This window comes from Nonomuraea terrae (genome assembly GCF_004348995.1).
GTDB classification, from domain to species: Bacteria; Actinomycetota; Actinomycetes; order Streptosporangiales; family Streptosporangiaceae; genus Nonomuraea; species Nonomuraea terrae.
The window spans coordinates 1-26,498 of the sequence record NZ_SMKQ01000123.1; the positions used below are offsets into that span (position 1 = coordinate 1).

Below are 26,498 nucleotides of genomic sequence, written 5' to 3' on the forward strand. Positions count from 1 at the left end.
GGGTTGGGGTGGCGGGTGATGTCGAAGCGCTTGGGGTCGTCGAAGACGCTCTCGTCGCGGTTGGCCGCCCAGTAGAACAGGACCACCTTCTGGCCCTCGCGGTAGAGGTGGCCGTTCATCTCGAAGTCGCGGGTGGTCTTGCGGCGCATGAAGTTGACCGGGGAGGCCAGCCGGACGATCTCCTCCACCGCGCCGGGCGCGCGGCCGTCGATGTCCTCCAGCCAGAGCGCGCGCTGGCCGGGGTTCTCGGTGAGCATGTGCAGGCCGTGGGAGATGGCGTTGCGCGTCGTCTCGTTGCCGGCCACGACCAGCAGGATGAAGAACGAGCCCAGCTCCTGCATGCTCAGCCGCTCGCCGTCGATGTTGGCGTTGACCAGCGACGAGATCAGGTCGCCCGTGGGGTGCTCGGCGCGGTGGGCGGCGAGGTCCTGGACGAGTTGCTGCAGCTCCATGCCGGCGTTGAGCAGCTTCTCGGCGATCTTGTCGAGCTCGCCGCCGGTGAACTCGGGGTCGAAGCCGCCGAGGATGACGTTGGAGCGGTCGAAGACGAACCGGTAGTCGCGCTCGGGGATGCCCATCATGTCGCAGATGATCTTCAGGGGCAGGCGCGCGGCGACCTCGGTCACGAAATCGCAGCCGGGCCCCTTGGCCAGCAGGTCGTCGACGATGGCCGCGGCGGCCACCTCGACGTCGGTCTCGAACTGTTTGATCATCTTGGGCGTGAACGCGCGGGAGACGATCCTGCGCAGGCGGGCGTGGCGGGGGTCGTCCATGTTGATCATGGAGCCGAAGTACTCGGCGAACTCCGCCGGCATGTCGGGGATGTTCGTCGCGCCGCCGGCGCCTGAGCTGAAGACTTCGGGGTTGCGACTGGCCTCGAGGATGTCGGCGTGCTTGACGAGCGCGAAGTAGCCGGGGCCCTTGGGGGCGTACGCCACCTCCGGCTCCTCGAAGAAGGCCGGGGTCTCACGCGCGCGGAGCCGGTCGAACGCCGCTTCGCGTTCGCTCATGGGGGTGGCCCAGAAGTCACGGTCCGACAGGTCGAAGTCCAGGACGCTCATGAGGCCATCATTCGGAAAGCGGCCACTTACGTCAATGGGGTGGACGTACACCGTACGTACGGAAGCGGAAAATCCGTGGAGCCCGATGCGTGCGAAGTCCTAGGGTGTTCCGCATGACGTTCTTCTACCTGCGTTAGCGACCCGCCGGCGGGTCGCGGGATCCCACCGCCGGCGATGCGGGACGGCTGAGCGACCGCCGTCCCGGGTTGCTACGTGGGAGAAGACAGTTGCATAGCTTTGCCATGGCCAGGTCCGTACGCGGCATCGAGGCCCTGGTGGCCGCCGAGATCCGGGGCTCCGGCCTCGGCGTGGTGCGCGAGACCCGCCATCGGGAGGTGTGGTTCGAGGCCGCGCCCGGGGCCGATCTGCGGAGTCTGCGCACGGCCGACGACGTGCTGCTCGCCGCCGCGGTGGTGGACGGCGTCGGCCACGACCGCACCGCGCTGCGCCGGCTGGCCCGGGCGGCGCGCGACCTGGGCGCCGGCCTGATGGCCCCGGCCGACGGCGTCCGGGTGCTGGAGGTGTCGGCGTCGTTCGTGGGGCGGCGCACGTACACCAGGTTCGACATCGAGGACGCGGTCGGCGCCGAGCTGGCGCGGCCGCTGCGGCTGACGTACCACTCCCGGCGCCGGGGCGGGCGGCCGCCGAGCGGGGCGATGGCGTGGCGGGTGACGATCGAGGGCGACCGGGCGGTCATCGCGGTGCGGCCCGGCGACCGGCCGCTGCACCGCAGGCCGTACAAGACGGCGTCGGTGCGGGGCACGCTGCATCCGCCGCTGGCCGCCGCGATGGCGCGGCTGGCCCGTCTGGAGAAGGCCCGCACGGTCGTGGACCCGTGCTGCGGGGCGGGCACCACGCTGATCGAGGCCAGGCCGTTCGCCCTGGGTGCGGACGTGCGCCTGGCGGGATTCGACCACGACAGGGCCGCCGTGACCGCCGCCTGCGCCAACGCCCGCGCCGCTGCTGAGTCACCCGGTGGTGAGGACGCGAACGGCCGGCCGTTCGCCTGGACGGTGGCCGACGGCGGGCGGATCCCGGTGGCGGACGGAGGCGCGGACCGCGTGCTGGTGAACCCGCCGTGGGGACGCCAGGTGCCCCCGCGGGGACTGCTCGCCGGTGATCTGCGCCCGTTGTGGCGGGAGGTGCGGCGGGTCCTGGCCGCCGACGGGCTGGCCGTGGCCCTGGTGCACGACGGGATCCCGCGCGGGTTCACTGTCGAGGACGTGGTCGAGGTGAGCCTGTCCGGGCAGCACCCGCTGATCGCCGTCCTGCGACCCGGCCGCTGAGCCCGCTCAGGCAGCCGTGCCGAGCCAGTCGAGGATCAGGCGGTTGACCTCGGCGGGGCGTTCCAGGTGGAGGAAGTGGCCCGCGCCGGGCACCAGCTCGACGCGGGAGCCCTGCGGCAGGTGCTCCCCCGCGTTCTTGACGAGGTCGGCGCCGAGGCAGCCGTCCTGGGCGCCGTGCAGGTAGAGGACGGGGCCCGTGACGCCGGGCTGCACCTCCGGGTGGCGGCCGGAGGGCGGGGTGGCGCCCAGCATGGCCCGGTAGTAGCCGATGGCCGCGCGCAGGTTGGCCGGTTCGCCGATGCTGCGCCGGACGAACTGGAGGTCCTCGCCCGCGTCGTACCCCGGCGACCAGTCCTGCCAGAGCCGCTCGAGGAAACCGGGCCGGGAGGCCGCCGCCTCTGCCAGGGCCGTCTGGAAGAGGAAGATGTAGAACGACCGCTTCAGCTGGTCGTACTCGAGGAAGCCGCGCGCCGTGACGCCCGGCGGCGGGACGGCGAGCGTCACGGCCGCGCGGAAGCGCCCGGCCGTGGCGTAGACGGGGAAGGCGCCCCAGTCGTGGCCGATCACGACGGCGTCGTCGCCACCGCCGAGCTCCTCGTGCAGCGCACGCAGGTCGGCGGCGAGCGCCGCCCCCTCGTACGCGCCGTCCGCCGGGACCTCGGTCGGCGCGTACCCCCGCATGAACGGCGCGACCGCCCGGTACCCGCGCTCGGCGAGCTCGGGCAGCAGGTGCCGCCAGGTGTGCGCGCTGTCGGGAAACCCGTGCAGGCACAGAGCCAGCGGCCCCTCCCCCAACGCCAGATACGCGAACTCCACCCCATTGGCGTGGACCGTCCTGATCTCCATGCCAGCGAAACCTAGCACCCAGGTCCTTCACCGTTCTCCCCCCAGCTGGAAGGCCATCAGGCGTCGGCGCGGGTGGAGAGCTCTGGCGGGCCGCGTCCAGCGGCCCACCACAAGTCCCGGCGCGGTGGAGACCTCTGGTAGGCCGCGTTCAGCGGCCTGCCACAGATCTCGGCGAAGCCGAGGCTACCGGTCGGTATCCCCTTCCTGTAAGGATGTCGCCCAAGCCCGCTCACAAGGAGGAAGGCGCATCATGCTCAATCTGTCGATCGTCCTGGAGGACAGCGCCAGGAACACCCCCGACGGCACCGCGATCGTCTTCGGCGACATGCGCCTGCCGTACGCCATGATCGACACGGTGGCCAACCAGGTGGCGAACCTGCTGGTGTCACGCGGGATCGGCAAAGGCGACAAGGTGGCGCTCGCGTGCCCCAACCTGCCGTACTTCCCGTTCGTCTACTTCGGCATCCTGAAGGCTGGCGCGACGGTCGTGCCCCTCAACGTGCTGCTGCAGGCGCGGGAGATCACGTACCACCTCGACGACAGCGACGCCAAGGCGCTGTTCTGCTTCGAGGGTTCGCCGGAGCTGCCGCTCGGCGAGCGCGGCAAGGCGGGCTTCGAGGCCGCCCCCGGCTGCGAGCACCTCATCGTGCTGCCCGCGACCCCACTCGCGAGCGAGTCGCAGTACGGCGAGTCGTTCTGGGCGGCGCTGGACGGCATGCCGGCCACGTTCGAGACGGTGCAGACGGCGGCCGACGACACCGCGGTGATCCTGTACACCTCGGGCACCACGGGCCGCCCCAAGGGCGCCGAGCTCACCCACCAGAACATGCTCATGAACGCGTTGGTGAGCGACCGCATGTTCCCCCGCGACGACAGCGACACCTACCTGGCGGTGCTGCCGTTGTTCCACTCCTTCGGCCAGACCACCGTCATGAACACCGGCTTCATGCGCGGCGCCACGATCGTGCTCATGCCGCGCTTCGAGCCGGGTGAGGCGCTCGCGCTCATGGTCAAGGAGAAGGTGACGTTCTTCGCGGGCGTGCCCACGATGTACTGGGGCATGCTGACGAAGATCCACGCCGAGGGCGCGGAGGTGCCGGCCACGCTGCGGGTGGCCGTGGCGGGCGGCGCGTCGTCGCCGGTGGAGGTGCTCAAGGACTTCGAGAAGACCTTCGGCATCGGCATCCTGGAGGGCTACGGCCTGTCGGAGACGGCTCCGGTGGCCAGCTTCAACCACCTCGGCCGGCCGACGAAGCCGGGCACGATCGGCACCCCGATCTGGGGCGTGGAGATGAAACTGATCGACTCCGACTGGAAGACGATCGAGGGCGAGGGCCCGGGCGAGATCGCCATCCGGGGCCACAACATCATGAAGGGCTACCACGGCCGCCCGGAGGCCACGGCCGAGGTCATGCGGGACGGCTGGTTCCGCACCGGCGACATCGCCACGCGCGACGCGGACGGCTACTATGCCATCATCGACCGGGCCAAGGACATGATCATCCGCGGCGGCTTCAACGTCTATCCGCGCGAGGTCGAAGAGGTCCTCATGAGCCACGAGGCGGTGTCGCTGGCCGCCGTCGTCGGCGTCCCGCACGACTCGCACGGCGAGGAGATCAAGGCGTACGTCATCCGCACCCCCGGCTCCGAGATCACCGAGGACGAGCTGATCGCCTGGTCCAGGGAGAACATGGCGGCCTTCAAGTACCCCCGCATCGTCGAGTTCCGCGACTCCCTGCCGATGACGGCCACGGGCAAGATCCTCAAGCGCGAGCTGCGGTAGCCGTCCGGCCCGGTCCCATCCCCTTGAAAGGCGCGGGTCCGCCCGCGCCTTTTCGTCTGCCGTTCCCCAGGGAGGGACCATGCCGCGTCTCGTCGTCGTCACCGGAGGGCCGGGCTCCGGCAAGAGCACGCTCGTCGGGCACCTGCGCGCGCTCGGCCACGCCACGCAGCCGGAGGCCGGGCGGGCGATCATCCAGGACCAGGTCGCGATCTCGGGCCGGGCGCTGCCGTGGGCCGATCCGGGGTTGTTCGCCGAGCTGATGCTCGCGTGGGACCTGCGCTCGTACCGCGCGGCCGCCGGAGGGGACGCGGTCTTCGACCGCGGGATCGTGGACACGGCCGGCTACCTGCGGATGCTGGGCCTGCCGGTGCCGCCGCACCTGCACAACGCGGCCACGACGTTCCGCTACCACCGGCGGGTGTTCGCCGCGCCGCCCTGGCCGGAGATCTACCAGCACGACGCCGAACGCCGGCAGAGCCTCGGGGAGGCCAAGCGGACGTACGACGCGATCGTGGCCGCCTACGCGGACTACGGCTACGAGGTGGTGACGCTGCCGCGGGCGCCGGTGGCCGAGCGCGCCGCCTTCCTGATCGCGGCGGCCGGGCTCGCGCCGATTCGGTAGCGTGATCGCCATGCGGGACAGACCGGACGATCTCGATGAGGGCCTGCTGCGGCCCGCACTGGCCGCGTGGGGCATCGAGGCCGCCGGGCTCGACTACGCGCCGGTCGGCTTCGGCGACTTCCACTGGATCGCGCGCGACGGCAGGGGGCGGCGCTGGTTCGTCACGGTCGCCGACGTGCGGCGGCAGACGTTCGACGGGCTCCGGCTGGCCATGGACACCGCGGCGGCCCTGCGTGAGGAGGCGGGCCTGGAGTTCGTCGTGGCCCCGTTGCGCGCCGCCGACGGCTCGACGCTGCGCCGCCTCGACCGCCACCGCTACGCCATGAGCGTGTTCCCGCACGTGGAGGGGGCGGCCGGCGACTTCGGCGACGAGCCGGACGCCGCCGCCCGCGCCGCGGTCATCGACCTGCTCGCCGAGTTGCACGCCACCCCGCCGCCGCTGACGACCCCGGCCCGGCCGGTGCGGCTCGCAGGCCGGGCCGTGCTGGAGGAGGTCCTGCGGCCGGGCGGCTCCGTGCCGTGGCTCGGCGGCCCGTACGCGGAGCCCGCCCGTGAGCTGGTCGCCGGTCACGCGGCGGCGCTGCGGCGAGGGTTGGAGGAGTTCGACCGGCTGGCGGGCGGGGCCGGGGAGCCGGTGCTCACGCACGGGGAGCCGCATCCGGGCAACCTCCTGCGCGCCGGCGAGCGCCGGTTCCTGGTCGACTGGGACACGGTCGGCATGGCAGCCCCGGAACGCGACCTGTGGCTGGTCGCCCGCGACGACGCCGACCTGGCCCGCTACGCCGCCGCCACCGGCCGCACACCCGCCCAGGCCGCCCTCGCGCTCTACCGCCTGCGCTGGGCCCTGGACGACGTGGCCGAGTTCGTCACGTGGTTCCGCTCGCCCCACGGCCGTACCCCGGACGCCGGCCAGGCGTGGCAGGGTCTCGAAGGGACCCTCCGGGAGCTCGATGCGTTCGTCCCGTAGCGCCTGTCGAAAGTTTCACGGGCTGCGGCGTTTCGTCCTTGTTCCGCTCCAGCTCATCCCGCGTCCGGCTCACCTCTCGTAGCCGCACGGTTGCGATGTCGAAAATTTCTCTGGAGACTCGCAACGTTTCGCCGGCCGAGCGAGAGGAAGTCGATGAAGCTGAGAGCGCGAATCGCCGGCGCCCTGATCGCCGCCGCCGCGATCGTCGCCGCCGGCCTGATGACGGCACCCCCGGCCGCGTCGGCGCAGCTCACGGAGGTGACCGGCTTCGGCGCCAACCCCACGAACCTGCGCATGCACCTGTACGTCCCCGACGGCGTCCCGGCCCGCCCTGCCCTGCTGGTGGCCGTCCACCACTGCGCGGGATCGGGCCCCGCGTTCCACTCGGGCACCGAGTTCGCCTCGCTCGCCGATCGGTACACGTTCATCGTCGACGGAGCCGCCTGCGCCGTGGTGTGACGGCGCGTCCCGGCCCGCCGGAGCCCCCGGCGCTCCGAATCTCCTTCGGCTTTACCGAATCCCGGTTGCTCGCACACCTGGAGTAGCCATACGGTCACGTCAAGCAGTCGGACACGCAAAAGGAGAGCACGTGGGCAGGCACGCGAAGCCCCACAATCCCAAGGAGCAGCAGCTCGACCTCAAAGAGGGCTCCGTCCCTGACGAGCGTCATGTCAGCCGCGGCCGGCACGCGAAAGGGAGGAGACCCTGCGCTTCGGCCGCACCGGCTGACAAGACGGCGCCGTCGCCCGCGTCCGCGGGCTGAGCGACGTTCGGGGGATGCGAGGGTGAGGGCTCACGGGAGCCGCGCCGGACGCGGGCTCCCGGGGGATGCGATCCGTCAGGGCCAGTCGCGGGCGGGGCGCAGCGGCACGCCGGAGCGGCCGCTCTCGTCGAGCTTGACGCCCAGCACCTGGTGCAGCTGCACCTTGTTGCGCTCGAAGCCGACGATGCAGCCGGCCATGTAGAGGGCCCACACGCGGGCCGTGCCCATGCCGACCTCCTGCACCGCGTCGTCCCAGTTGGCGTCGAGGTTGTCGCACCAGTGACGCAGGGTCTTGGCGTAGTGCTCGCGGAGGTTCTCCTCGTGGCGGATCTCGAAGCCGAGGTCCTCCATCTGCCGGATCAGCCAGCCGACCGACTCCAGCTCGCCGTCGGGGAAGACGTAGCGGTTGATGAAGCCGCCCTTGTTGAAGGTCTTCTCCTTGCCGGTGGGCCGGGTGATGCAGTGGTTGAGCAGCCGCCCTCCGGTCTTGAGCTTGCCGTAGAGGAACTCGAAGTACGCCGGCACGTTCGCCTTGCCGATGTGCTCGGTGAGGCCGATCGAGCTGACCGCGTCGAAGCCGGTCTCCTGCACGTCGCGGTAGTCCATGAACCGGACCTCCGCGAGGTCCTGCAGGCCCTCCTCGGCGATCGCCTGCTGCGCCCACTCGGCCTGCTGCTTGCTCAGCGTGACGCCGAGGGCCTTGACGCCGTAGTGCTTGGCGGCGTGGATGACCATGCCGCCCCAGCCGCAGCCGACGTCGAGCAGGCGCATGCCGGGCTTCAGGCCGAGCTTGCGGGCCACCAGGTCGAACTTGGCGAACTGCGCCTCCTCCAGCGTCGAATCCTTGGAGGGGAAGCAGGCGCAGGTGTAGGCCATCGACGGGCCGAGGACCCACCGGTAGAAGCGGTTGGACACGTCGTAGTGGTGGTGGATGGCCTCGGCGTCACGCTGCTTGGCGTGCCGCGAGCCCAGCCGGGCGAGGGTGCTCTGGCGCATCTCCTGCGGGGGCGGCGGCACGCGCATGAGCAGCGGCTTCACACCCAGAGACCTGACCGCGGCGATCTTCTCCGACGTCGTCAAGTCGTTGGTGGTGATGTTCCACATGCGGTCGAGCAGGGTGTACATGTCACCGTGGACGTCGATGTGCCCGGCGATGTACGCCCTGGCCAGACCCAGCTCTCCCGGGGCCTGGGCCAGGTAGGCCACGGCGATCGGGGATTTGACCTCGATGGCCAGGTCGGCGCCGTCAGGCCCCGCCTTGCTCCCGTCGTACGCCATGAACGCGACGTTCGCGTCCGTTCCGACGATTTTCTCAAAGATGGTTGCCAGAGCCATCTACTCACCTTCCCCGTACACACTTTTCGTACAGGTCGAGCAGGCGACCGTTCGGGTCGTATTCCCGCTTGACCGGCCAGTAGGCGCCGCCGTTGTACAGCTGCCAGAACTGCTCACGGGCGTAGAACGAGGTCGAGTAGAGCGACTTGTGACCGTCGAGATCGTGCACCGCACGCTCGATGAGCCGGTTGTGATAACCGTCGAACTGGCCCCGTGGCAGCGGCACCATCCCCCAGAACCCGAAGTTCACGTAGAGCTTGCCGGGCTCCAGCGGGTAGAGCGGCCAGCGCGAGCCGGCCTTGAGCGGGCACATCCACACCGGGGTCATGCCCACCTTGTCGTGGAAGAACTCGAGGAACTCGGCCCCGCGTTCGACCGGCGTCTCGACGTCCTGGATGACCGACTCGTGCACCGGCCTGCCGCGCCAGCGGTCGACGCGGGCCGTCACGCCGTGTTTCCGGTCGAGGGCCACCAGGCGGCGGTAGACGTCGGAGCGCATCCAGCGGCGCGGCATCAGCGAGCGGACCACCGGCTGCTGCACGCCGAAGGCGCGCGAGCACCAGAACCAGTCGGTGTCCCAGCGCCACAGGTAGTCGCGGACGGTCAGCCAGTCGCGGCTGCGCTGCTGGATCGACTGGTAGTAGATGCGCATGCCCGTGTAGTCGGAGACGTAGGGCGCGCGGTCGGCGAAGCGGCCCAGCGTCAGGTACATCTCGCCGGGTTCGAAGAAGACGCCGTCGACGAAGTCGACGTTCTCGCCGTCGTAGACCTTGCTGTCGCAGATCTCCTGCATGGCCAGCATGCACTTGCCCGCGTCGGTGAACCTGACATGGGTCAGGTGTACGTACGGCTGGACCTTGCGCAGCTTGATCCGGATGCGCAGCGCGTAGCCGAGGGTGCCGTAGGAGTTGGGGAAGGCGCGGAAGAGCTCGCGGTGCTCGTTGTCGTCGCGGGCGATGAGGACGCGCCCGTCGCCGGTGAGGATCTCGAGCTCCTCGACCGACTCGTGCGGGAGGCCGTCGCGGAAGCTGGTGGACTCGATGCCGAGCCCGGTGACCGCGCCGCCGAGCGTGATCGTCTTGAGCTGCGGCACCACGTACGGCATGAGCCCGTACGGCAGGGTGGCGTCCACCAGGTGCTCGTACGTCGTCATGCCCTGGACTTCGGCGGTCATCGTCTCCGGATCGACGCTGATGACCTCGTCCAGGTCTCTCGCCGACAGCTTGGCCGTCCTGCCTCCGTCGCGGAACCTGAAGAGGTTGGACGTGGCCTTGGCCAGACGGGGCGCGGCGTCCCCCGGGATCTCGGCGTAGGACTGCCGGATCTGCTCTACTGCCCGTTGGTGTGTCGACATCGTCGTCACGGAAGCACCCCCTTGAGCTGGTAGAGATCGTCCGTAAGACGTTATCTCCACCCGGCTGCCCGGAACAGACCGGGGTCGTTAAAGACACGAAAACTGTTCATCGTGCCAGGTCGACGGCTAGATGGCAGCAGTATCTGTAAACTTCCGGCTGACCTGCGGCGATACGCCGTTCACCACGCCGTCGATCGGGCGGCCTTCGACGGCCGCGGCGAGGTTGGCGAACACGGCGCCGATGAGGCGGCCGGTGACCCCAGATGTGACGCCCGCCACGTGCGGCGAGAGCAGAACCTGCGGAAACTCCCGCAGCGGGTCACCGGACGGCAACGGCTCGGCCTCGAACACGTCGAGCGCGGCTCCGGCCAGGTGGCCCTCGCGCAGGGCCGCGAGAAGCCCGTCACGGTCGACGATGGGGCCGCGGGCGGCGTTGACGAGCAGCGAGCCCTGCTTCATGCGGCGGGGGTCGACGAGGCCGCGGGTCTCGTCGGACAGCGCGATCGCGACGACCACGACGTCACTGCCGCCCACGACCGTCTCGAGGTCGGCGAAGCCCGGGTCCTGGCGCGGGGTGCGGCTCCAGTAGGACACCTCGCAGCCCATCGCGCGGAACATGCCGGCGGCGGCGGCGCCGATCGCGCCGTAGCCGACGACGCCGACGCGGCTGCCGTGCAGCTCGCCGGGCCGCAGGCTCTGCTGGGGCCACTCCCCCGCGCGTACGGCGGCGTCACCGGCGACCAGCTTGCGCAGCAGCGCCAGCGTGGCGGCCAGGCACCACTCGGCGACGGCCACGGCGCTGACGCCGGGGGTGTTGGCCAGCGGCACTCCGGCCGCGGCCAGGGCGCCGAGGTCATGGCCGTCGACGCCCACGGACGGCTGCTGGACGAACGCCAGCCGGGGCGCCGCCCGGACCGCCTCGGCGTCCATGACAAGCGCGCCGGTCCAGTCGCCGAGCACGATCTCGGCGTCGGGCAGCGCCGCGAGCAGCGCCTCCCGGTCACGGCGGGCGGGCACGCGTACGGTCACCTTGTCGCCGAGCGGGGCGAGCAGACGGCGGGCGGACTCCTCGGGCAGCGGAGGAAGGGCGAGCAGGTTCCAGGCGGTCATGCCCTCACATTAAAGCTGGTGAGCACTTCTCGCATAAGTGGCCGGTTACGCTTCCACTGCGCTTCCGGGACCGTCCACGACAGCAGGTAGGCGGTGTCGCCGACGGCGACGGCCCGGCGCAGTTCGCGGTAGCGGATGCCCGGCGTGGCCCAGCCCTCGTCGGTCGCGGTGCCGGCGGTCGCGGCGGCCGCGGCGGTCCAGGAGACCTCCCACTCCACGGCCGTCGTGCCCTGGTGCTCGACGGTCCTGCGGCCGCGGCTGACGATCTGGTCGGCGCTCTGCTCGAGCCGCTCCTCGGAGTCGCGGATGATCTGGTTCGGGTCGAGGTTGACGTAGAGCGCCTGGACCCCGAGGTGGGCGTCGCCGTCGCGGCGGGTCCACTCGGTGTACGTCTCGCCGCGGGCGCCGCGCCAGCCGGCCGGTCGCTTGATCGTCCAGCCGTCCCCCGACTTCCACGCCCGTAGGGCGGGGGCGACCCGGCCCCGCGTGGGGGTCCTCGTCACCGTGGGCGTCTCGCTCGGCGTCGCCGCGGGCGAGACGGACGGCGTGGCGGCGGACGGGAGCGGACTGCTCGCCGCGGCGGGCTGCGCGGTCCGCGGCGCGCCCTCGGCTGGGGAGGCGGTCCTGAAGTACGCGACCGTGCCGCCCGTCAGCACCAGCACCACCGTCGCGGCGGCGGCCAGCAGCGCCCGGCCGGGCCCCGTGCCCTGCTTCCGCTCGGGCACGTCCTGGTCGGCGTACGCGGGCTTGGCGGCGATGATGGCGGCCAGCAGCCGGTCGGCCTCCTCGGCGTCCACCCGGTCCTGGGGCTCCTTGCGCAGCAGCCCGCGCAGGATCGGGTGCAGGATCGGCGGGATCCTGCGGTAGTCGGGCTCCTCGTTGAGCAGCGCGTTGAGCGTGGCCATCGGCTCGCCACGCTCGAAGGGCGAGCGGCCGACCATGCAGGCGTACAGCGTGGCGCCCAGCGACCACAGATCGGACGGAGGTCCCGCGTCGTCGGCGCGGACGCGTTCCGGGGCCAGGAAGCTGGGCGAGCCGGTGACCATGCCGGTCCTGGTGAGGGAGGCTTCGCCCTCGGCGGTCGCGATGCCGAAGTCGGTGAGCACGGCCCGGCCGTCGTCGGAGAGCAGGATGTTGCTCGGCTTGACGTCGCGGTGCAGGATCCCGGCGGCGTGCGCGGCCTTCAGCGCCGACAGCACCTGGCGGCCCACCTCGGCCGCCTCCCTCGCTGGGAGCGCTCCCGAGGTCGCCACGACCTGCTCGACCGACGGGTACGGCAGCAGTTCCATCACGACCCACGGCCGGCCGCCGTCCTCGACGACGTCGTAGATCGCGACGACGGAGGGATGGCTGAGCTTGGCCGCGGTGCGCGCCTCGCGGACGGTACGCACCATCTGGCGCTCCCGGTCACCCGGCGGGAGCCCGTCCGGCAGCAGCACCTCCTTGATGGCCACCTGCCTGTTCAGCAGTGTGTCGTGGCCCTCCCAGACCACGCCCATCCCCCCGCGGCCCAGTTCGCGCAGCAACTGGTAGCGCCCTGCGATGAGCCGGTTGCTATCCGAAACCATGTCCTACCCCTGTAGTGGCGCAAGCGCCTGCTGCAGACAGCCGCTGTACGTAGTTGTCCGGAGACCACCCGAACAGTGGGCAAGTTTCCCATACCTCCCAGCTCTTCGCGGGAAGGTCGGCAAGCCCGCTTGCACGAGATCACCGAATGTTGTTCTACTGGAGCCGGGTCCACATGCTAGGAGAGGCCGATGCCTGAGGTTCGCCGAGGTCCGCTGTCCGGAGTCCGCGTGCTGGAGCTCGCCGGGCTCGCCCCCGGGCCGTTCGCCGGGATGATGCTGGCCGACCACGGCGCGGAGGTGCTGCGGGTGGACCGCGTCAGGGCGGTCTCCGACCGGCCGCGCACGGACGTCATGGACCGGGGCAAGCGCACGGTCGGGCTCGATCTGAAGGCGCCCGAGGGCGTGGCGGCGTTCAAGGAGCTGGTGCGGCACGCCGACGTGGTGATCGAGGTGTTCCGCCCCGGCGTGGCCGAGCGGCTCGGCATCGGCCCCGACGACCTGCACGCCGTCAACGAGCGGCTCGTCTACGGTCGGATGACCGGCTGGGGCCAGGACGGGCCGCTCGCGCCGACGGCCGGGCACGACATCGACTACATCGCGGTCTCGGGCGTGCTGTCACTGCTGGGCCGCGAGGGCGGCAAGCCGACGCCGCCGATCAACATCCTCGGCGACTTCGCCGGCGGCGGCCTCATGCTCGCGTACGGCGTGCTGCTGGCCCTGTTCGAGCGGGAGCGCACCGGCAAGGGGCGGGTGATCGACGCGGCCATGGTGGACGGCGCCGCGGTCCTGTTCTCGATGTTCTACCAGGGGGTGCAGAGCGGCTTCTGGGGGCCGCGCGGGACGAACCTGCTCGACACCGGCGCCCCGCAGTACGACACGTACGAGACGGCCGACGGCGAGTACGTCGCCGTGGGGGCGCTGGAGCCGCAGTTCTGGGACGAGATGGTCTCCCGCATGGCCCTGAGCGACCTGCCCGACCGGAACGACAGGTCGCAGTGGCCGGCGTTGAAGGCCCGCCTGACCGAGGAGTTCAGGAAGCGCACACGGGCCGAGTGGGAGGCGGTGTTCGAGGGGTCGGACGCCTGCGTCTCGCCCGTGCTGTCCATGACCGAGGCCGCCGCCCACCCGCACAACACGGCCCGCGGCGCGTTCCTCCAGGTGGGCGAGGTGACGCATCCGGCGCCGGCGCCGCGGCTGCTCGGCGTCCCCACGCAGGACCTCGCGCCCGCCACCCGCCTGACCGACCTGTCCGGCTGGGGGCTGTCGCACGAGGAGGCCGACAAGCTGCGCGGCCAGGGGATCCTGGCCTAACCCGCCTTGGCGAAGGCCGAGTAGTCCTTCACCGGGAAGGAGTCGTGCACGCTCGCGCTCCTGGTGCCGAACTTCATGGCCGCGGTGGCCAGGCCGGTCGGCAGGCGGCTGATCAGCCGCAGTGCCTGGGTCATGCCCCACAGGGCGAAGGGGGTGTCCGGCACCAGTTTGGCCGCCATGTCGACGGCGAACGCGCGGCTGCGGCGGACGTAGTCGCCGATCTCCGCCTCGTAGGCGGGCAAGGCCCGGGTGTGGTCGCCGCCGTGCGCGGCGAGCTCGCCGGCCAGCACGTACGCGCCGACCACCGCCAGGCTGGTGCCGCCGCCGAGCGCCGGGCCGGGACTGTAGCCGGCGTCGCCGACCAGCGTCACCCGGCCCCGTGACCAGCTGTCGAGACGGAGCTGGGTGATCGAGTCGAAGTAGAACGCGGGCGAGCGCTCCGCCTCGTCGAGCAACCTCGGCACCTCCCATCCGAGGTGGGCGAACTGCTCCCGGAGGATCTCCTTCTGCCGCGGGATGTCGCGGTGATGGTAGTCGAGCTCCGCCGGCGTCTTGAACAGGAAGAGCGCCCGCGCGTCGTCCATGTGGGCGGCGGAGTAGACCCCCGCCAGCCTGCCGGCGGCCCTGATGGCCTCCAGACGGCGGTCGAGCCCCAGATGGTTGGGCACCGAGGCGACGGCCAGGTAGGCGCCGATCCAGGTGGTGAAGCCGGACTCGGGGCCGAAGACCAGGCGGCGCACGTTGGAGTGCAGGCCGTCCGCGCCGGCCACCAGGTCGAACCTCTCCTCCCGGCCCCCGTCGAAGACGACCTCCCCGTCGTCGGAGATCGAGGCGATGGAGTCGCCGAAGACGTACTCGACGTCGTGGCGGGTGGCCTCGTAGAGGATCTCGCTGAGGTCGTCACGCATGATCTCGACATGCCGGTCGGAGACGGCGCCCGCGACGTCGGGCATCTTCAGCTCCACCGGCCTGGGGTCGCCGTCCCGGTAGGCCACCAGCGACTGCGTGCCGGTGCTCCGCGCCGAGATCCGCTCCAGCACGCCCATCCGCTCGACGATCTCCATGGCCGGCCGGAACAGGTCGACCGCGTGGCCGCCGGTCTTCCTGAGCGTGGGCGACCGCTCCACCACGGTGACGGTGAATCCGTATCGGCTGAGCCAGTACGCGAGCACCGGCCCCGCGACGCTCGCTCCGGAGATGAGAACCTTCATGCCGCCTCCTTACCTTCCGTTAAGTAAGGACGGTAGCACGAGCGACTTACTTAACGGAAGGTAAGGAGTAGTCTTAAGCGCATGTCCAGCGACACCAAGGCACGCATCCAGGCGGTGGCCCGGGAGCTCTTCGCCCAGCAGGGCGTGCAGAACACCAGCCTGCGCCAGATCTCCGAACGGCTGGGCATCACCAAACCGGCGCTCTACTACCACTTCGCCTCACGCGACGACCTGGTGCGCAGCATCGTGCAGCCGATGGTCGACGACTGCGAGCGGTTCGTGAACGCGTGCGAGCCGGGCATCGAGACCCGGCGCCTGCTCGAGGACTACTTCGACGTGATCTGGAAGCACCGCGAGATCATCGTCATGGTGGTGCGGGAGATGTCCACGCTGGCCTATCTCGACCTGGGGCGGCGCATGTTCGAGTGGCGGCGCGTGCTGATCTGCCTGCTGATCGGCCCCGAGCTCACCCAGGAGCAGCAGATCAGGGCCACGGTGGCGCTCGGCGGGCTGGCGGACTGCACGGTGGAATACGCGAACCTGCCGCTGGAGGAGGTCAAGCCGGCGGCCGTCGAAGCGGCGGCCGCCGCGCTCGGCCTCAAGTGAGACGGGTCAGACGGCCACGTACAGGTCGACACCGCCCGGGTGGTGCACCTCCAGGTCGGTGGTGAAGACGCGCGACGGCGTGCCGCCCGACTCGGTGTGGTTCACCAGCTGCTGCCACGCCTCCATCAGCGCCTGCGGCATCTTCCCGCGGGCCTCCAGCCGCAGCGCCTGACCGGCGGGGACGCGGACGGCCACCATGCCCTCCGGCAGCCGCGGCACCGTGCGCACGCCCGTGCCGACGATCTGCGTGAACGCGCCGTTGTGGTCGCTCTCGTAGTCCGTGAGGACCGCGTAGAGGTTCTCGTCCAGACGATTCGGCACATGCGCGAAAGCCCCTGGCGCGCCGGCGCGCTGCCAGAGCGCCGGCAATTTAGCGCGCGCCGGGTCCTTTTCCTCGACATTGGTGGTGCGCACGGCGAACCCGACCACGATCAGCTCGGCCCGTTCGGTGACCTCCACAAGCACTCCCCTCCCCCAAAAGCGTCCCGGCCGATCATAAGCCCCCGAGAAAGGGGGAAACTCCTTGTTGACGTACCGGCACATAAGATGGGCGAACGTGAAGTTTCTTAACGACCTCGAGCCCCATTACGACCTCACCTATAGCGACGTGTTCATGGTCCCGTCGCGTTCCTCGGTCGGTTCCCGGCTCGCAGTCGACCTTTCGACGAACGACGGCACGGGCACCACCATCCCGATCGTCGTGGCCAACATGACCGCGGTCGCCGGCCGGCGCATGGCCGAGACCGTGGCGCGGCGGGGCGGCATCGCCGTCATCCCGCAGGACATACCACTCGATGTCGTCGCCGACGTCGTCGACTGGGTCAAGAAACGCGACCTCGTCCACGACACCCCACTGACCCTGACCCCGCACGCGACCGTCGGCGAGGCCCTGCAGTTGCTGCCCAAGCGCTCGCACGGCGCGGTCGTCGTCGTCGACTGGGAGAACCGTCCCGTCGGCGTCGTGACCGAGGCCGACTGCGAGGGCGTGGACATGTTCACACAGCTGTCCAACGTCATGTCCAGCGAACTGCTGACGCTGCCCGCCGGTCTCGACCCGCGCGGCGCGTTCGAGCGGCTGCACGAGGGCCGCCACCGGCTCGCGCCCATCGTGGACGGCGACGGGCGCCTGGTCGGCATCCTCACCCGTACGGGCGCGCTGCGCGCCACGCTCTACCAGCCGGCCGTCGACGCGCAGGGCCGGCTGCGCATCGGAGCCGCCGTCGGCGTGAACGGCGACCTCGTCTCCAAGGCCAAGGAGCTGCTCGACGCGGGCATCGACTGCCTGGTCGTGGACACCGCCCACGGCCACCAGGAGAAGATGATCTCCGCGCTCCGCGCCGTCAAGGCGCTCGACCCGGGCGTGCCGGTGGCGGCCGGCAACGTGGTCACCGCCGCCGGCGTCCGCGACCTGGTGGACGCCGGGGCCGACATCGTCAAGGTCGGCGTCGGCCCGGGCGCGATGTGCACCACACGGATGATGACCGGCGTGGGGCGGCCTCAGTTCTCGGCGGTCCTGGAGTGCGCGGCCGAGGCGCGGCGCCTGGGCCGGCACGCGTGGGCCGACGGCGGCGTGCGCCACCCCCGCGACGTCGCGCTCGCGCTGGCCGCCGGGGCGTCGAACGTGATGGTCGGCTCGTGGTTCGCGGGCACGTACGAGTCGCCAGGAGACACCCACACCGACGCGAACGGCCGCAAGTACAAGGAGAACTTCGGCATGGCCTCCGCGCGGGCCGTACGCCTGCGGACCGCCGACGACTCGGCGTTCGAGCGGGCCAGGAAGGCGTTGTTCGAGGAGGGGATCTCGACGTCCCGGATGTACCTCGATCCGAAGCGGCCGAGCGTCGAGGACCAGATCGACGCCATCGTGGCGGGTCTGCGTTCGTCGTGCACGTACGCGGGGGCGGCCGACCTGGAGGAGTTCCACCAGAAGGCGATCGTGGGCGTGCAGAGCACGTCCGGCTACGCGGAGGGCATGCCGCTGCACCAGAGCTGGTGATCAGGTTGCGGCGGGCCCTGCGTCCACCCGCACCGTCGTCCCCGTCACGGACGTGGCGAGGTCCCCGGCCAGGAACACCGCCGCACCGCACAGGCTCTCGTCGGGTGCTCGGGGGTTGGCGTTCTCCGTACGCGGGGTGATGGCGTTCACCCGGATGCCGCGGGGAGCCAGCTCGGCGGCCAGCGTCCGCGTCAGGCTCTCCAGCGCGGCCCTCATCGCGGCGTGCACCGGCGCGCCCGTCTCCGGCGGGACCACGGTGACGATCGACGCGCCCGGGCGCATCAGCGGGAGCATTGTCCGAATCATTCCGGTGACCTGCGTGAAGTGCTCCTCGAAGAGGAGTCGCTCGCCGCGCGGCGAGATGCCGGCGAACCCCTCGTGCGAGGCGTCCGCGGAGCCCTGGTTGTTGACCAGCACGTCCACGCGGCCCCACCGCTCGCGTACGGCCTCGGCGAACACCTCCACCGCGACCTGGTCGCGCACGGTCATCGCCGGCTCGCCGTGCGGCTTGTCACGGTCGCAGGCGGCGACGTGCGCCCCGAAAGCCGCGAACGCCTCCGCGATCGCCGGCCCCGCTCCCCTGGCCGCCCCGGCGACGACGGCCACGCGGCCGGTGAGCAGGATCGAGTCGGGAGAAAGGGCGGCCATGAACGATGACGATAGCCCGACCGCATAGAGTCGTCGGGTCATTCGCATCGTCAACAATCGCAACAGGAGCATTTTCGTGGCACTCGAGAAGCCCGAGATCGACTTCCCCGGCGGCAACCCGCCCGCGGACCTCGAGATCGAGGACCTGACCGTGGGCGACGGCCCCGAGGCCAAGCCCGGCCAGAACGTACGCGTCCACTACGTGGGCGTCTCGTTCTCGACCGGGGAGGAGTTCGACGCGTCATGGAACCGCGGCCAGGCGTTCGAGTTCCCCCTGGGCGCCGGTCGCGTCATCGGAGGCTGGGACCAGGGAGTCGTGGGCATGAAGGTCGGCGGTCGCCGCAAGCTCGTCATCCCGCCGCACCTCGGCTACGGCACCCGCGGCGCCCCGCCGCGCATCAAGCCGAACGAGACGCTGATCTTCGTCGTCGATCTTCTCGGCGTCAGCTGACGGCTCAGCGCCGCGCGGGACACTCCGGCCCCTGAGCCCATCGCGGCTTTCTGGCCGGACTGTCCCCCGCGCCACTTTGCCTGCCCTGCAGCCGCTAATTCCCTTCGGCGGACACACGCAGGAGATATGCCGATTTCGGTTGGGGAAATGTCGCCTGCGTGAGGCACCATAGGCGTGTGCTTCTGATCGACGTGGTCCGGGTTTCCGAGGTGGTGACGCGCACGTCCGCCAGGCTGGGCAAGATCGGCCATCTGGCGGAGTTGCTGGGCCGGGTCGGCCCGGAGGAGGCGGAGATCGCCATCTCCTACCTCTCGGGCGAGCTGCCCCAGCGGCAGGTCGGCGTCGGCTGGCGCACGCTGGAGGACATCCCGCAGCCCAAGCTGGCCGCCACCGCCACGCTGACCCAGATCGACGAGCTGCTGAGCCGCATCAAGGCGGTGTCGGGGCAGGGCTCGCAGGCGGCGCGCAAGGCGCTGGTGGCGGAGTTGTTCGCCGGGCTGACGAGCCAGGAGCAGCAGTTCATGCGCCGGCTCCTGCACGGTGAGCTGCGCCAGGGCGCGCTCGACGGCGTCATGATCGAAGCGGTGGCCAAGGCGTCGGGGGCGCCGTCGGCCGACGTGCGCCGCGCGCTCACACTACGCGGCTGGCTGCCTGCCGTCGGGGCGGCCGCGCTGACCGGCGGGGTGGCGGCGCTGCGCGGGTTCCGGCTGGAGGTGGGGCAGGCGGTCTCGCCCATGCTGGCGGGCAGCGCGCCCAACGTGGCCGCCGCGCTGGAGAAGGCCGGCGCTCCCGCGGCGCTGGAGTGGAAGCTCGACGGCATCCGCGTCCAGGCCCACCGTTCCGGCTCCGAGGTCACGGTCTTCAGCCGTACGCTCGACGACATCACCGCGCAGGTTCCCGAGCTGGTCGAGGCGGTGCTGGAGATGCCGTCCGCCGATCTGGTGCTCGACGGCGAGGTGATCGCCCTGCGGCCCGACGGCCGGCCGCACCCGTTCCAGGTGACGGCGAGCCGCGTCTCCAGCAAGACCGACGTGGCCCGGCTGCGTGAGAAGACGCCGCTGAGCGTGTTCTTCTTCGACGCCTTGCGGATCGACGGCGCCGACCTGCTCGACCTGCCCTACGCCCAGCGCCAGGAGGCCCTGACCCGTACGGTCCGGCAGGGGCTGCTGACGCCCCGCCTGGTCACGGGCGACGTGGCGGAGGCCGAGCAGTTCTTCACCGACGTGGTCAAGGCGGGCCACGAGGGCCTGGTGGTCAAGTCGCTCGCGTCCCCCTACGCGGCAGGCCGGCGCGGCGCCGGCTGGATCAAGGTCAAGCCGCGCCACACGCTCGACCTGGTGGTTCTGGCGGCCGAGTGGGGCCACGGCCGCCGCGAGGGCAAGCTGTCCAACCTCCACCTTGGGGCGCGCGATCCCGAGGGCGGGTTCGTGATGCTCGGCAAGACGTTCAAGGGTTTGACCGACGAGCTGCTGGCGTGGCAGACCGAACGCTTCCTGGAGCTCGCCGAGGGCCCCACCGACCAGTGGACCGTCAAGCTCCGGCCCGAGCTGGTCGTCGAGATCGCCTTCGACGGGGTGCAGCGCTCGCCCCGCTACCCGGGCGGCATGGCGCTCCGCTTCGCCCGCGTCCTGCGCTACCGACCCGACAAGCGCGTGGAGGACGCCGACACCGTCGACACCGTCCGCTCCCTGATGCTCTGACCGGGCCCCTCCCTTGCACCTGCGGCGAGTCCTGTTCGGCCCACACAGCGGCACGCGTACAAGGCAGCCACTCCCCACCGGCCAGCCCATCCAGGGCCACCCGCGTGGCGGCCGCAGGAAAGCGGCGCGCTGCCCAGCAGGACCTGGGCATGACACCGCCGACCCGGGGTCATGCAACCCCAGAGCCCCCACGTCCCGGTGAGGCACCAGTACGGCACCGTCGACGTCTCCCGCTACGCCGCCGGCCTGAGCACGTGCCGCATGTTGTAACCCCGAAACGGTCTCTGCCCAGCGAGGCGGAAGTGCGGCACTCTTGTCGTCTCTCTCGACGCCACCGACGACCTGAGCCCGCGCCCTCCCAGGCTGCCCGCGCGCGGATCCGACCTCGATGCGCCATCTGAACGAAGACGCGCGTGACCCCCCGGGAGCGCGCGCTGGGCGGCTCCCGGACACCGGGCGTACACGCCGGGCGACCCGCCAGGCGGGAGACTGAGCGGGCGCCCACAACTGGACCGGCGATGTCAGCCCGGTTCATCTCGTCAAGGCGCAGCGACAGGCCTCGGGAAGGGACACCTCCAGCAGCGACCGCTTGATCGTCTGCGCCTGAGCTCCGCCCACACCGTGACCCGTCAGCCCGCACCGCACCGCGGCGCCACGTCCAGCCCCGCGCCACACCCGCACCGCGGGGCCACGCCCCACTTCCGTCGGTCAGGGGCACGACCCGCACTGGGTCCAGATCATCGAGCTGGACAGGTGGCGTGCGTCGTCGGCGAGCAGGTGCTCGGCGATCACTCCTGCAGCGCCCGATCCCGGCAAGGAGGGAGTGCGGTGCTCTGACGGTTGCGGGAGACCGGTTGATCCACACGTACACGCGGCAAAATCTCATGATCACGCACTGTAAGTGATTTATGTCACTAGATGTCCCATTATGTTGCCTTTGCCTCCTGTTTGTCCCTTATGTTCGTCCACACCGCGCGGGTCCCCCGACCCGCCTACGGATCAGCCGCCGTACAACCCCGCCCCCCTCAGGCGCGGCCTTTCCTTGCCCCATCCCCTAGCTAGGACCGTGGTTTACCTTGGGCCAGCATTCGCGCAAGCCGTCCTTCCCGACCTTCCCCGGCCGCTGGGTCGCGGTCGCGAGCGGAGCCGCCCTTGTCGCGGCCGTCTCCACCACCGCCTGGGCTGCCATCGGCAACGACGACCTTCCCCAGCGCACTGTCGCCATGTCCCTGTCCGAACCGGTGACGACGTCCTCCCCCACCCCGGCGAAGACGGCGAGAACGACTCCCAGCCCGGCAGCCTCGCCGCACAAACCCTCCCGCCGGCACAGCCCGGCGCCGTCGTCGCCCGCCACCAAGCCGTCCGCGGTGGTCGCTCCGGCTAAGGCCCTCAGGTCGCCCCAGCCCACGAAGTCTCCGTTGCCCGCCGAATCACCCAAGGCGAAGGCCAAGACCGAATCCCCCAGGGTGAAGGCCGAGATGGAGACCGCCAAGAAGGCGGCGTACACGACCAGGGTGGCCAGGAACGAGGACACCCGGGGCGAGCGCAGGAAGCCGAGGTTCCGCGTGATCGCCTCCGGCTCGTGTGGCGCGTCGTACTACGGCGAAGGCCAGATGACCGCCAGCGGCGAACGCTTCGACCCCTCCGCCATGACCGCCGCCCACAAGACTCTGCCCATGGGCAGCAGGGTGCGCGTCACCAATCCGGACAACGGCGAATCCGTCACCGTGCGGATCAACGACCGCGGCCCCTTCGTGGGCGGACGCTGCCTCGACCTGTCGGAGGGCGCCTTCGCCGCCCTCGGCGACCTGAGCGCGGGCGTGATGCACGTGAAGTACCAGGTGCTGGCCCGCTGACCGTGTGGGACCGACTGTGGCCACGGGGCACGACCGCTCCGTGACCGTTGACACGGACGCCCCTGGGACCGCCCGAGGAGAGGGCGGCCGGCTCGACGACGCCATCCGCCCTTCCCGTCCGACCTTGGGGCCTGCGGCCGGTGAGTTGGTCACCCCGGACGTCGACAAGACGGGGCGGCTGACCCCTGGGGGCGTCCACATGGGCGAGACCCCGCGCGCCCACGATGGCCGCTACTGGTGCTACGTCTGCGACATGGCCACGCGGCGCCCGCCGGCAGGGCACCCCAACCAGATGGCAGCCGAGCGACCTGGAGTGTCACGTCCGACCCGGGCCTCCCGGAGCCTCTGTACTCGCACCTCCAGCCCGTTACGCCTCAGGGTCGCCAACACCGGGTGCTCAGCCGGTCGTACGCGCCACCGCTCAGGCGTGCGTCTGCCGTGGCGAGAACAAAAACCGCCCGAGCTCACGATCATGCCCGAACCCTCAGCCCACCGGATACGCGCAGCGGCCGGCCCATTGCGGTGGCGGGTTCGTTCCCCTTGCCAAGGTGCCGTCGGATGTCGGCGGAGGTGGTATTTCGTCGGCAATTCCGTGGAGCTGGCGTCAGGCGGGTTCCCTTGGCAAGTTATGAGATCGGAATGAACCGACGACGAAACTCGCGCTGGGAAAATACGTGCCGCCGACCCCGAAAGGGCTCAGGGTCGGCGATTGCGTCGGCGAAAGCGGGCCAGGTCACTTCACCAGGCGAACCGTCATCGGGTAACGGTATTGGTCTTCCGACAGAGCCGTGACGCCGGCGACGATGCCGAGGACCATGGCCGCGACCCACAGGAACGGCAGCAGCACCATCCCGATGACCGTGAACGTCAGCAGCACCGACGCCCCCATCACCGTGAGCTGGAAATTGAGCGCCTCCACGGCGTGGCTGCGGATGTACGGCGACGTCTTGCCGCCGGTGAGCATGAGAATGAGCGGCCCGATGATCGGGAAACCGATGATCGGCAGGAAATGACCAAGAGCGGCGCCGAGACGCTCGTTGCTCTCCGTCGCATGAGCCGGGCGTGCCGGAGCCGGCGGCGGGGCGAGTCGTTCGACTGCCTGGCTGCCGTACAGCTCCGTCATGATGGGCATCAGGTCGCCGTGCGTGCGCGCCGTCATCGCCTGTTCCAGCCGGTCGTCGAACTCGAGCTTGTCGAGGCGACCGTCCGCGTAAGCGGCTTTGACGTGCTCGACGACGTGCTCGCGGTCCTGATGGGTGACGCGCAGATGAGCTGGCGGCACCTCTCCCGGCCCGGGGATTTTCGGTACCCCAGCCATAATCGCCATGCCTCTCCTCTGAGAATCGGGCTGACACCCCCATACTGCGTCGCCGCATCGTCGCCCGCCATCGGGAGAATCCCCGATCTGTCCCGGAGATCATCCCCGACGCGAAGCCTCCAGACGGTATAAAAAGGATCCATGAGATGGCGAGACCGCTACGGCATTCGTCGACTGCGCGGTCGTAAGATCGCGAAGTTCGACCGAGAGGCGACAGACGCCGACATCGAGGCGCTCATCGCCTTCGCCCGATCGCGGCGTGGCGTCGAGTTTTATGTCGAGCCAGAGACTTTTGCCACCGACACGACCGCCGTGGCGGTGGCCGACGACGGCGAATGGACCAGACGGCGGGTCGGTTCGCCCGCCGTGATCCACAAGGTCGCCCGCGATCTTGCCCTGCCGGTGTACGACGTCCAGCTGACCGGCTACCCGCAACGCATGCGCGCGTACAACGAACGCCGCCGCAAGGAAGAGGACACCCTCTGACGGCCGGCCATCACAGGCCGGCCTGACCGTTCGTCATACCCAGGCCACCATGTCCGCGTCCCCACAACACGCCGCCTCCCCGACGGACCTCATCGAGCACTCCCACCCACCCAATCCTGAGCTATCGCCAGCCAGCGGACCACGCTGACATCGCGCACACCCACATCACCGAACCTCCGACCATCGGGTACGCCCGCTCACCGCACGCCCTGACCGCACCGAGGTGGGAGTCTTCGACGGCCACCGCCGGCTGGAGGGTCTCGCGGACGTGGGCCACGCGGGGTGGTGCTTGAACTGGGCGTCGAGCCGTCCGTCCTCATCGGCGAGTCCAGGTGGTCGGTGATGCGCCGCTCCAGCGGCGGTAGCTCCTGGCCAACAGGGCGGCCCCAGAAGCTCAGCGTGCCGAGCAGCCACCCGCCCGGTCGCCCGGTCGCCCGGTCGCCCGGTCGTTCGGATGCGGGTCTATGTCGCTGAACAGCTCCAGAGTGCTGGTGGCGGAAGTCGCGGCCGAGGGCCGGGCAGAGTGTCCTGGGGTGCTATCGGCCGCCTGGCCGGGCCGTCTGCACGAACCGACGTCGTCTGGGCGCGGTCGCCGTGTTCCCGGGCCGGCTCCCGGCCGGCGAGCGCGCACGGATGGTGTCGGATGCTGCGAGGACGAGGCCGGAACGAGGGGTCGGGGCCGGGCGTCCTCGCGGAACGAGGCGGGCGTCGGGTCACTCCAGGGGTGGGACGGAGTCGTCTTCGTCCATGAGGTTGATCAGGGGCAGGAGCCAGGAGGCGTTGACGGGGCCCATGGCCTCGTCGAGCTCGGCGGGGGTGGGCATGCGGTCGCGCAGGAGCTCCGGGGAGAGGAGGTTCTGCAGGGCGTGCAAGAGGAGGTGGGCCATCGAGTAGCCGGGGTCGATGGTCAAGGCGCGTTCGAGGGCGACGGTGGCTTGGACGCTGTTGCCCGCCCGCCAGGAGGCCATCGCCAGCAGGGATGCGGCCGGGGGCACGAAGCGCGGGTCCAGGCGGCGGGTCAGGTCTTTCCAGAGTGTGACGTGAGAATCCTGCATGAGGGTCCAGGCCTCGTCGCGGATCCTCATGAGCGTCAGGCTGAGGCCGAGCCTGGCGGCTTCGAGGTCGTGGAGGCGTCCGCCCTCGGTGTGGACGCGCAGGGCCGACCGGACTCTCGCCAAGCCGTCGGACACGAACTCGGCCGCGAACGCGTCGAGGTCCGTTGAGGCCATGAGTCTGGCCTGGAGCTCGGCGATCGCCTCGGCTGTGGCTCGGCTCATCGCCACGCGTACGGGGCCGGTGACGGGGGCGAGCGTGCGTTCCAGGGCCTCGCGGTCGGGGAGCGCGACCAGCCCGTGCACGGTCGCCTCGGCCGCTATCTGGCTGCTGGACAGGTCGTACGGGGTGCCCTGCGGCGGGCAGCACGTGGCCACGTCGCAGACGTAGGACCAGTAGCGGCCTTCGTGGGCGCGCAGGGCCTCCCCCACGTGAACCCCCGCACCGGCGGCCAGCCGCCTCGTCTCGTCGACGCCCGGCGTGACCAGCTCACCGGGGCCGTAGCCGACGATGACGATGCCGGTGACCGCCTCCCTCTCGAAGAGGGGCAGCATGGCGTCGAGGGTGCCCGGCGGGAGCGGCAGGCTCCATCTCGCCACCATCTTCGCCCGGCCCGCCGCGAGGCCGATGACGACCAGGCTGCTCGTCGGGTGGAAGCCGACGAGGTACGGGACGGCCGCGAGGATGTCGGTGGGGCTGGTCAGGGTGAGACACGGCTCCGGCGCGTCGAAGGGCGACTCAGAGGCAGAGACCGGAGGCGGGTCGGGGACGGCAGAAGCCAGGGCGGAAGCCCCTGAGCGTGGAGCGGAAGCCTCGCCGGCCAGGGCGGAAGACCCGATGTCCCCTGCGGAAACGCCGAAGAACGGGCTGGAAGGCTCGGCCGCCGGAGTGACAGCGCCGAAGGACGCGCCGGCAGGGTCGGCGGGCCTCGTGCGAACACCCGATGACGGGCTGGAACGCTCGGCCGACGGAGTGAGAGCGTCGAAGGACGCGCCAGGCGGCTCAGCGAGCCTGGTGCGAACACCCGATGACGGGGTGGAAGGCTCGGCGGGCCGTGCGGGAGCGACCGAAGACGAACCCAAAGGCGTCGCCGGCCCTACAGGGGCGGTCGAAGGCGGGGTCGAAGGCGGGGTCGAAGGCGGGGTCGAAGGCGTGAGCGCCCGGAGG

Annotated in this window: 23 protein-coding genes; 12 read left to right on the top strand and 11 right to left on the bottom strand. The window is 70.8% G+C overall.

Features of this window, described 5'->3' with window-relative positions:
• Window positions 1-1,061: cytochrome P450 (locus tag E1286_RS30215; protein WP_132617933.1), on the bottom strand; the 1,061-nt coding region annotated here is incomplete at its 3' end.
• A 227-nt stretch (window positions 1,062-1,288) separates the two neighbouring features.
• Between E1286_RS30215 and E1286_RS30220 the strand changes: the two genes are divergently transcribed.
• On the top strand, window positions 1,289-2,347 hold the full coding sequence (locus E1286_RS30220) for an RNA methyltransferase (RefSeq protein WP_246075345.1): 1,059 nt from the start codon (window positions 1,289-1,291) through the stop codon (window positions 2,345-2,347).
• A 6-nt stretch (window positions 2,348-2,353) separates the two neighbouring features.
• On the opposite strand, the gene E1286_RS30225 is transcribed toward E1286_RS30220, so the two are convergent.
• Complete coding sequence (locus E1286_RS30225) at window positions 2,354-3,193, bottom strand: alpha/beta fold hydrolase (protein ID WP_132617934.1); 840 nt, start codon at window positions 3,191-3,193, stop codon at window positions 2,354-2,356.
• Between the two features lie 250 nt (window positions 3,194-3,443).
• Between E1286_RS30225 and E1286_RS30230 the strand changes: the two genes are divergently transcribed.
• The 4 genes from E1286_RS30230 (at window position 3,444) to E1286_RS30245 (ending at window position 7,024) form a co-directional block, all read left to right on the top strand.
• Window positions 3,444-4,976: a long-chain-fatty-acid--CoA ligase gene (locus E1286_RS30230; protein ID WP_132617935.1), complete on the top strand. Its 1,533-nt coding sequence runs from the start codon at window positions 3,444-3,446 to the stop codon at window positions 4,974-4,976.
• Window positions 4,977-5,055: 79 nt separating this feature from the next.
• Window positions 5,056-5,598: an AAA family ATPase gene (locus E1286_RS30235; RefSeq protein WP_132617937.1), complete on the top strand. Its 543-nt coding sequence runs from the start codon at window positions 5,056-5,058 to the stop codon at window positions 5,596-5,598.
• Window positions 5,599-5,608: 10 nt separating this feature from the next.
• Window positions 5,609-6,565, top strand: a complete 957-nt coding sequence (locus tag E1286_RS30240; RefSeq protein ID WP_132617939.1) for a phosphotransferase enzyme family protein — start codon at window positions 5,609-5,611, stop codon at window positions 6,563-6,565.
• 153 nt (window positions 6,566-6,718) lie between these two features.
• Window positions 6,719-7,024, top strand: a complete 306-nt coding sequence (locus tag E1286_RS30245) for an alpha/beta hydrolase family protein (RefSeq protein ID WP_223190543.1) — start codon at window positions 6,719-6,721, stop codon at window positions 7,022-7,024.
• Window positions 7,025-7,403: 379 nt separating this feature from the next.
• Here the strand turns inward: E1286_RS30245 and E1286_RS30250 are convergent, their stop codons facing one another.
• The 4 genes from E1286_RS30250 to E1286_RS48900 form a co-directional block, all read right to left on the bottom strand.
• Window positions 7,404-8,663 carry an SAM-dependent methyltransferase gene (locus E1286_RS30250; protein WP_132617941.1) on the bottom strand — a complete coding sequence of 420 codons (1,260 nt, stop codon included), beginning with the start codon at window positions 8,661-8,663 and terminating at the stop codon, window positions 7,404-7,406.
• Between the two features lie 4 nt (window positions 8,664-8,667).
• Window positions 8,668-10,017: an FAD-binding oxidoreductase gene (locus E1286_RS30255; RefSeq protein WP_132617943.1), complete on the bottom strand. Its 1,350-nt coding sequence runs from the start codon at window positions 10,015-10,017 to the stop codon at window positions 8,668-8,670.
• A 126-nt stretch (window positions 10,018-10,143) separates the two neighbouring features.
• On the bottom strand, window positions 10,144-11,127 hold the full coding sequence (locus E1286_RS30260) for an NAD(P)-dependent oxidoreductase (protein WP_132617945.1): 984 nt from the start codon (window positions 11,125-11,127) through the stop codon (window positions 10,144-10,146).
• On the bottom strand, window positions 11,124-12,695 hold the full coding sequence (locus E1286_RS48900; protein WP_187368241.1) for a serine/threonine-protein kinase: 1,572 nt from the start codon (window positions 12,693-12,695) through the stop codon (window positions 11,124-11,126). The genes E1286_RS30260 and E1286_RS48900 overlap by 4 nt, the downstream gene beginning before the upstream one ends.
• Before the next feature lie 189 nt (window positions 12,696-12,884).
• On the opposite strand from E1286_RS48900, the gene E1286_RS30270 reads away from it, so the two are divergent.
• Window positions 12,885-14,006 (top strand): CaiB/BaiF CoA transferase family protein, encoded by a 1,122-nt coding sequence (locus tag E1286_RS30270; protein ID WP_132617947.1) that lies wholly within the window; start codon window positions 12,885-12,887, stop codon window positions 14,004-14,006.
• On the opposite strand, the gene E1286_RS30275 is transcribed toward E1286_RS30270, so the two are convergent.
• Window positions 14,003-15,217: an FAD-dependent monooxygenase gene (locus E1286_RS30275; protein ID WP_132617949.1), complete on the bottom strand. Its 1,215-nt coding sequence runs from the start codon at window positions 15,215-15,217 to the stop codon at window positions 14,003-14,005. The genes E1286_RS30270 and E1286_RS30275 overlap by 4 nt on opposite strands.
• Window positions 15,218-15,298: 81 nt before the next feature.
• On the opposite strand from E1286_RS30275, the gene E1286_RS30280 reads away from it, so the two are divergent.
• Window positions 15,299-15,823, top strand: coding sequence for a TetR/AcrR family transcriptional regulator (locus tag E1286_RS30280; protein ID WP_132617951.1), 525 nt, complete (start codon window positions 15,299-15,301; stop codon window positions 15,821-15,823).
• Window positions 15,824-15,829: 6 nt separating this feature from the next.
• Here the strand turns inward: E1286_RS30280 and E1286_RS30285 are convergent, their stop codons facing one another.
• On the bottom strand, window positions 15,830-16,282 hold the full coding sequence (locus E1286_RS30285) for a GyrI-like domain-containing protein (protein WP_132617953.1): 453 nt from the start codon (window positions 16,280-16,282) through the stop codon (window positions 15,830-15,832).
• Window positions 16,283-16,379: 97 nt separating this feature from the next.
• Here E1286_RS30285 and E1286_RS30290 point away from each other — a divergent pair, with 97 nt between their 5' ends.
• Entirely contained in the window at window positions 16,380-17,819 is a 1,440-nt protein-coding gene (locus tag E1286_RS30290) for a GuaB1 family IMP dehydrogenase-related protein (RefSeq protein WP_132617955.1), read from the top strand.
• Here the strand turns inward: E1286_RS30290 and E1286_RS30295 are convergent, their stop codons facing one another.
• Entirely contained in the window at window positions 17,820-18,467 is a 648-nt protein-coding gene (locus E1286_RS30295) for an SDR family oxidoreductase (RefSeq protein ID WP_132617957.1), read from the bottom strand.
• A gap of 76 nt (window positions 18,468-18,543) precedes the next feature.
• Between E1286_RS30295 and E1286_RS30300 the strand changes: the two genes are divergently transcribed.
• The 3 genes from E1286_RS30300 to E1286_RS51435 all read left to right on the top strand — a co-directional run bounded on the left by E1286_RS30300 (window position 18,544) and on the right by E1286_RS51435 (window position 22,474).
• The gene (locus tag E1286_RS30300; protein WP_111181887.1) at window positions 18,544-18,918 is read left to right on the top strand and encodes an FKBP-type peptidyl-prolyl cis-trans isomerase; all 375 of its coding nucleotides are present in this window, start codon (window positions 18,544-18,546) and stop codon (window positions 18,916-18,918) included.
• 176 nt (window positions 18,919-19,094) lie between these two features.
• Entirely contained in the window at window positions 19,095-20,618 is a 1,524-nt protein-coding gene (locus E1286_RS30305; protein ID WP_132617959.1) for an ATP-dependent DNA ligase, read from the top strand.
• Window positions 20,619-21,694: 1,076 nt separating this feature from the next.
• Complete coding sequence (locus tag E1286_RS51435) at window positions 21,695-22,474, top strand: septal ring lytic transglycosylase RlpA family protein (RefSeq protein ID WP_281282778.1); 780 nt, start codon at window positions 21,695-21,697, stop codon at window positions 22,472-22,474.
• A 733-nt stretch (window positions 22,475-23,207) separates the two neighbouring features.
• Here the strand turns inward: E1286_RS51435 and E1286_RS30315 are convergent.
• Window positions 23,208-23,801, bottom strand: coding sequence for a DUF1707 and DUF4870 domain-containing protein (locus tag E1286_RS30315; protein WP_246075347.1), 594 nt, complete (start codon window positions 23,799-23,801; stop codon window positions 23,208-23,210).
• Between the two features lie 132 nt (window positions 23,802-23,933).
• Between E1286_RS30315 and E1286_RS30320 the strand changes: the two genes are divergently transcribed.
• Window positions 23,934-24,278 (top strand): hypothetical protein, encoded by a 345-nt coding sequence (locus E1286_RS30320; RefSeq protein ID WP_111185291.1) that lies wholly within the window; start codon window positions 23,934-23,936, stop codon window positions 24,276-24,278.
• Between the two features lie 713 nt (window positions 24,279-24,991).
• Here the strand turns inward: E1286_RS30320 and E1286_RS30325 are convergent.
• Window positions 24,992-26,035 carry a DUF4192 domain-containing protein gene (locus tag E1286_RS30325; protein WP_425464778.1) on the bottom strand — a complete coding sequence of 348 codons (1,044 nt, stop codon included), beginning with the start codon at window positions 26,033-26,035 and terminating at the stop codon, window positions 24,992-24,994.
• Window positions 26,036-26,498 lie beyond the last annotated feature (463 nt).

Coding starts and splice junctions, on each gene's coding strand:
- E1286_RS30275 (WP_132617949.1), bottom strand. CDS start 15,217: ATGAAGGTTCTCATCTCCGGAGCGAGCGTCGCGGGGCCGGTGCTCGCG.
- E1286_RS30255 (WP_132617943.1), bottom strand. CDS start 10,017: ATGTCGACACACCAACGGGCAGTAGAGCAGATCCGGCAGTCCTACGCC.
- E1286_RS30260 (WP_132617945.1), bottom strand. CDS start 11,127: ATGACCGCCTGGAACCTGCTCGCCCTTCCTCCGCTGCCCGAGGAGTCC.
- E1286_RS30240 (WP_132617939.1), top strand. CDS start 5,609: ATGCGGGACAGACCGGACGATCTCGATGAGGGCCTGCTGCGGCCCGCA.
- E1286_RS30235 (WP_132617937.1), top strand. CDS start 5,056: ATGCCGCGTCTCGTCGTCGTCACCGGAGGGCCGGGCTCCGGCAAGAGC.
- E1286_RS30230 (WP_132617935.1), top strand. CDS start 3,444: ATGCTCAATCTGTCGATCGTCCTGGAGGACAGCGCCAGGAACACCCCC.
- E1286_RS30295 (WP_132617957.1), bottom strand. CDS start 18,467: ATGGCCGCCCTTTCTCCCGACTCGATCCTGCTCACCGGCCGCGTGGCC.
- E1286_RS30270 (WP_132617947.1), top strand. CDS start 12,885: ATGCCTGAGGTTCGCCGAGGTCCGCTGTCCGGAGTCCGCGTGCTGGAG.
- E1286_RS30225 (WP_132617934.1), bottom strand. CDS start 3,193: ATGGAGATCAGGACGGTCCACGCCAATGGGGTGGAGTTCGCGTATCTG.
- E1286_RS30245 (WP_223190543.1), top strand. CDS start 6,719: ATGAAGCTGAGAGCGCGAATCGCCGGCGCCCTGATCGCCGCCGCCGCG.
- E1286_RS30320 (WP_111185291.1), top strand. CDS start 23,934: ATGAGATGGCGAGACCGCTACGGCATTCGTCGACTGCGCGGTCGTAAG.
- E1286_RS30315 (WP_246075347.1), bottom strand. CDS start 23,801: ATGGCGATTATGGCTGGGGTACCGAAAATCCCCGGGCCGGGAGAGGTG.
- E1286_RS48900 (WP_187368241.1), bottom strand. CDS start 12,695: ATGGTTTCGGATAGCAACCGGCTCATCGCAGGGCGCTACCAGTTGCTG.
- E1286_RS30250 (WP_132617941.1), bottom strand. CDS start 8,663: ATGGCTCTGGCAACCATCTTTGAGAAAATCGTCGGAACGGACGCGAAC.
- E1286_RS30280 (WP_132617951.1), top strand. CDS start 15,299: ATGTCCAGCGACACCAAGGCACGCATCCAGGCGGTGGCCCGGGAGCTC.